This window comes from Polaromonas sp. YR568, assembly GCF_943369675.1.
Classification (GTDB): Bacteria; Pseudomonadota; Gammaproteobacteria; order Burkholderiales; family Burkholderiaceae_C; genus Polaromonas.
The window spans coordinates 1-5,283 of the sequence record NZ_CALROB020000090.1 but is presented as its reverse complement, the minus strand read 5'-3'; the positions used below and the strand labels follow the sequence as shown (position 1 = coordinate 5,283).

Sequence of the window (5,283 nt, the reverse complement as noted above, 5' to 3'; positions counted from 1 at the left end):
CGCCATGGGGCGGGACTGCTTCATCCCGCCCCATCCCGTCAACGCTTGAGGTTGCGCCGCTCCGTGGCGGTCAGCAACTCCATCTGCGAAGGCGGCAGGTCCATCTGGCCCAGCACTTCCACCACGCCCTGCGGGTTGGCGCCCACCGGGCGCGAACCGTCCTTGCGCGGCCCGGAAGGCCCGGCCTCCATGGGCTCGTTGCCGAAGCCGACCACCCGCACGGTGAACACCGAGGGCAGGTTCTGGCGCGCCGCCGCGCGGTCGCGCTGCAGCATGTCCTGGGCTGCCATCGCCGCCTGCGAGGCCGCCGCGCCGGCGTTGGTCAGCGCGCCTATGTTGACGGCCTCCACCACCGGCAGGCCCTTGGCCTCGCCCTTGACCTTGATGTTGTCGGCGTTGAGCACCTGCAGGGCCATGATGTTGAGGTTGCCCGCCACACGGATGCCGGCGTCCCCGGCGTTGATGGTGCCTTGCGGCGCGACCAGGTCAACGTCGCCGTCACCGACGGTGCCTATGCCGCTGCCGCTCATGTCGGACTTCTCGCGCACGACGGTGTTGCCGTCCAGGTCGGTGACGATCTCCGGCGCCGACGGCACCCGCACCGTCTTGGAGCCCTTGCCGGCATCGATGCCGCCGCGGCTGGACCAGATGATCTGGTCGCTGCCGCGCTTGCTGGCTTCGGGCACGAAGGACAGGATGCGCGACTGGTTGACGACGACGTCGTCCTTGGCGAACACATTGATGTGCCCGGAGCCCAGCGTCACCAGGCCGTAGCCCGCCGGCACGGTGGCGCCCAATGATGCCACCTGCAGGCCGCCGCCGGGCGTGAGGACGTTGATGTCGCCGCCGCTCATGGTGCGCAGCATCATGTTGTTGGCCGCGACGTTGCCTTTCCAGGCCTCGCCGGGGAACAGCACCGCGATGGCCGCATAACCGCGGTTGTAGCCGCCGTTGAGCGGCAGGCCGTTGACGCCGGGCTCACCCTGGTTGCGCCCGGCTTCACGCAGCTCGAGCAGGTAGACCTGGCGCAGGAACTGTTGCTGCGCCAACTTGGGCAAGGACTGGAAGCGCGTCCATGCGGCCATCGGAGCCAGGTCTTCGCCGGTCATGTCCTTCATGTACGACACCAGGCCGCGGCGGGTGACCTTTTGCTGGCCGCCCGGGCGCGTCTCGACGCTGTCGGTCAGGTAGAGGGGCAGCACGCTGCCGTCGGCCGCCCTGGCCTTGAGGTAGTCGGGCATGGCGGCGGCCTTGGCGGGGTCGAGGTATGCGCCGGCGAAGGCGTCGTACGCCGCCGCGCCGTTCATGCCGGCCATCACCGTGATGGAGGCGCCCTGCGTGGGCAGGCCCTTGATCTGGGTGCCGGCCACGGGGCGGTTGTTGAGGTCGTATTGCTGGTTGCCCAGGGTCTGGACCTTCAGGTTGTCGGCATAGACGTCACGCCCGGCGGACAGCACCAGGGTGCCAGGGCCTTCTATCGCAATGCTGCCCGTATCCTCGGGAACGTTCCCCAGGCTCGCGGCACGCACGTGCGCCATGGCCAGGATGTCGTTGCCGGCCTCCAGCAAGGTCACGTCGCTGGCGCGCACATTTCGCGCATTGACACGCATGCCGCGGATGTCCGTCGCGGCACGCACCCAGGTTTGCTCATTCGCCGTCAGGTCAAGCCCCAGGATGGAACCCTGTCCGGCATAAATGCGGCTCGGTTCAAAATCGCTGGCCAGGGGCAACACATCCGGGTTGCTGAATGGGTTAGCGATGCCATAAGGCCTGATCGGATTGGCCAGCAGCGATTCCATATTGAAGGAATACAGGCCGGGCCTGAACGCGGAAGGCATCATCGCCGGTGTGGCATAGGGCATGATCACTTGCGCTTCCACGTCCCCGTTGATGTTCACCGCATTGAGGGCGGCGCGATTCTGCGTCGCAAAGCGTATGTCGCCTTGCGCCACCAGTTGCACATCATTGGTTGATCCCGCCATCAGCCTCAAAGGGCCCTGTATTTCGAGGTTGCCGTTCATGGCCAAGGCGGCCATGCGCGCAGGGAAGCGGTTGCCCCCCTGTCCGATCAAGTCGTTTTCGGGGCTGGCGCTGTACAGCGACAGGTTGCGGAAGATAAAGTCGGCCTGGTTGACAAAGGTGATGTTGCCGCCGGTCGACACCAGCTTGAGCGCCGTGCGGTCGGTATAGCCGCTCATGTAGGCGCCGTATTCCCTCCACGACAAGGGGTCTGTGCCGGAGCCGTCGTTGCCGTAACGCACGAGGAGCGGATCCAGCACCGTCTGCACGCGCAGGTCGCCCGCCGTGCGCACGCTCAGGGTGGCGTCGCCCAATGCCAGTACCGGCGCCACAGGGAATGTGTAGGTACGGGGGTCAGGATCCTGGGCGTTCCAGATGACCGATACCGTGTTGCCGACCGCCGTCTCGCCGGCCTTGATGTCCCCCGCGCCGCGCGCCACGTAATACTGCCCGCCGCGTATCGCGCCGCCGGCCTCCACGGTCAGGGTGCCGCCGTTGCGCGTTTCCATCGCCATCGCTTCGGTGGCCGAGCGGCCGCCGCGCATGCGCATGGTCGTCGGCAAGACCACCACCAGGTTGCCCAGGTCGCCGCCGGCATTGACCGTGACGTTGCCGCCGCCCAGGGCGCCCACGCCCTGTTTGAAGGCGCCGTAGTTGACCCACCAGCTCGATTGCTCGGGCGGCAGGGACAAATAGCCAAAAGAGCCGTCCGGGCGCGTGCCGAGATTGTTGGTCAGGTATTCACCGAAGTAGCCCTGCTCGTTGAGGTTGCCCTGCCGGCCCAGCCACTCCACAAACCGCTGCCCGGCCGGCTGCGCCTCAATGCTGCCCTGGGCGCTGATGTCCAGGTTGCCGCCTTCAACGCCGTAGATCGCCGCGGCATTGGCTGTCGTGAAGTCGCTCCAGGCCGTCATGTCCTTGCGCCCGGCCGTGTAGATCACCGACTCCTTGTGCGCCAACGTCAGGTCCCTGCCCGCGCGCACTTCGAGGTCGCCCGTTCCGGTACGCACCAGCTTGCCCGAGCCGTTGTCGACGGCGGCGTCCGGGTTGGTGTCGGCCGTGCCGATGGTGATGTTGCCGCTGCCCGCGGTTTGCGCCGCCAGCGGCTTGACCGCCAGCGTGTTGGCCGAACCCAGGTCGGCGCCCGCGACCAGGCGCAGGTTCCACGAGGCGCCCTCCTGTAGCTTGCCTGCGCGGTCGGCGGTGTCGAAGCCGTCGCTCAGGTGGCCCTTGACGACCAGGTTGCCGCCGGCTCTGAGCGTGAGCGTGCCTTCCCTTGCACCCGCAAAGTCATTGCGCAGGTTCCAGTCACTGTTCATGGCCAGGTCGCCGGCGCTTTCGATCACGATGCCGGGCATGACGGCCAGCGTGGTGCCGAGACGGTTCGCCACAGCGGGCGCGGCCGCGCTGAACTGGTTGGCATCGGCGATCGCCGCGGCCTTGACGGCGTCGACCGTGCCGCTGTTGTAAGTGGCAACCCCTTCGAGCACCGCCGAACGCGCACCTGCAATGCTGACGTTGACGGCTGTTGCATTGAGGTCGGTGTGCGCGGCATTTTGCTGGGCGCGCAACCTGACCTTGCCGCCTTCATTGCCGGCCACGTTGATCGTGCCGCCCTGCAGGTCCAACTGGCCGCCCGCAGCTTCAAGCGTGACGCGGCCGCTGCCGAGCTCGCCCGTGGCGCCGGCCAGCAGCTGCGCGCCGGCGTTCATGCTCACCCCGTTGCCGCCGGTGATGCGGATGGTGCCGCCGTAGGCGGCCCTGGCGTCGACGGTGCCGGCGATCGTGACCCGGCCCTGGTCGGTGGTGAGGCCAAAGTCCTCCACCGTGGTGGTGCCGTCCAGCGTGATGTCGCCCTGGCGGATGCGGAACTGCCGCGAGCGGTTAAAGCCCGCTGCATTGAGCCGCTGGCTGAAGCCGGCGAAGTCGGCCAGTGCGGCGATGTCCAGCGCGAAGGCGCCGGCCTTGCCGCCCGCGCCAGCCTGCGCGTTGATGGTGCCGTCGAGGATGACGGTGCCGCCGTTGGCGGCGGCGACGTTCAGGGTGCCGGCGTTGCCGCCGTCCTTGTGGGCGGCCAGGTTGAGCTGGCTGCCGTTATTGAGCCGGACGTCGCCGCCCACGGCCGAGAGCTTGATGCTTCCGGCGTCGGCGTAGCCGGCCACGTCGAAGAACTGTTTGGCGAAGCCGCCTACGTCGATCTGCGCGCCGTCCGCCAGGGTCAGGCCACCGGCAGTCGCCGTCATGTCGATGTTGCCGCCGAGTGCGACGGCGCGACCACCGAACACGATGCTGGCGCCGGACAGGCTCAGGCGCGAGCCGAGGCTGTCTTGCGGGTTCTGTTGGGTTGAATCACCTCCTGCTGTTCGCAGGACTTGCAATGCACCGCTTGTGACGATGCTTTGCGCGGCGCCGCCGCGGCCTGTGAGCAGCGCGGTGTTCAGGTTCAGCGCAATGGCGCCGGTGTCTATGCCGCCTTTGCCGGCGCCGACGATCTGCTCGCGCCCGCCCAGGGTGATGGCGCCGAAGCCGGCGAAGTTCTTCTGCCCGGCCCCCAGCACCAGGGTGGCAGCGTCCAGCGTGAAGCTGCCGTTGCCGTTGCCGGTAGCGGCCAGGGCGGCGCCGCTGTTCTCCAGCGCAATCTTCTCGCCCCTGAGGACGATGTTGCCACCGTGACCGGTGAAGGCGGCGCCGTCAAAGGTCAGCGAAGCCAGGCCGGCCGCGCCGAGGTCCACCGATTGGTGGAAGTCAAAGCTGGAGTAGCTGCGCAGCGTCAGGTGTTTGGAGTTGGCCAGCTGGGCCAGGGCGGCGCTGTCCAGCACCATGCCGCTGCCGCCGCCGAAGCCGATGCGGCCGGCGGACACGGACAGGTCTGTGCCCGAGATCCGGGCGGAGGCGGCGAGCTCGGTGGTGCGCGTGGCGTCGATCAGCAGGGCGTCGCCGCCGTTGAGGGTGGCGCCGGCGCCTATCGTGACCACACCGCCTTGCGTGGTGTCGACGTTCTGGCGCACGACCTTGATCGCCTCGCCGTTGGCGACGCGGACCAGCGCGCCCCAGTCTTTGCTGGGGGTGACCAGGACGTCGTCGGCGGTGTCGGGTGTGCCTTTGTTGTCATAAACGGCGGCCACCTGCGGTTTCATGATGAGGTTGCCGCCGCCGCTGGCGCCGGTTCCCCGGGCGCTGACGACGCTGCCGGCATCGACCGCGACCTTGCCGCTGGCGGCCAGGATGATCTCCGGGCCGAAGAGTTCGGTTGCGGCACCGTTG

The 5,283-nt window shown here is 68.1% G+C and carries 1 protein-coding gene; it reads right to left on the bottom strand.

All coding sequences use genetic code 11. The features are described 5' to 3' along the window. Positions 1-38: 38 nt before the first annotated feature. Positions 39-5,283: filamentous haemagglutinin family protein (locus ACLV8F_RS24640; RefSeq protein ID WP_411886828.1), on the bottom strand; the 5,245-nt coding region annotated here is incomplete at its 5' end.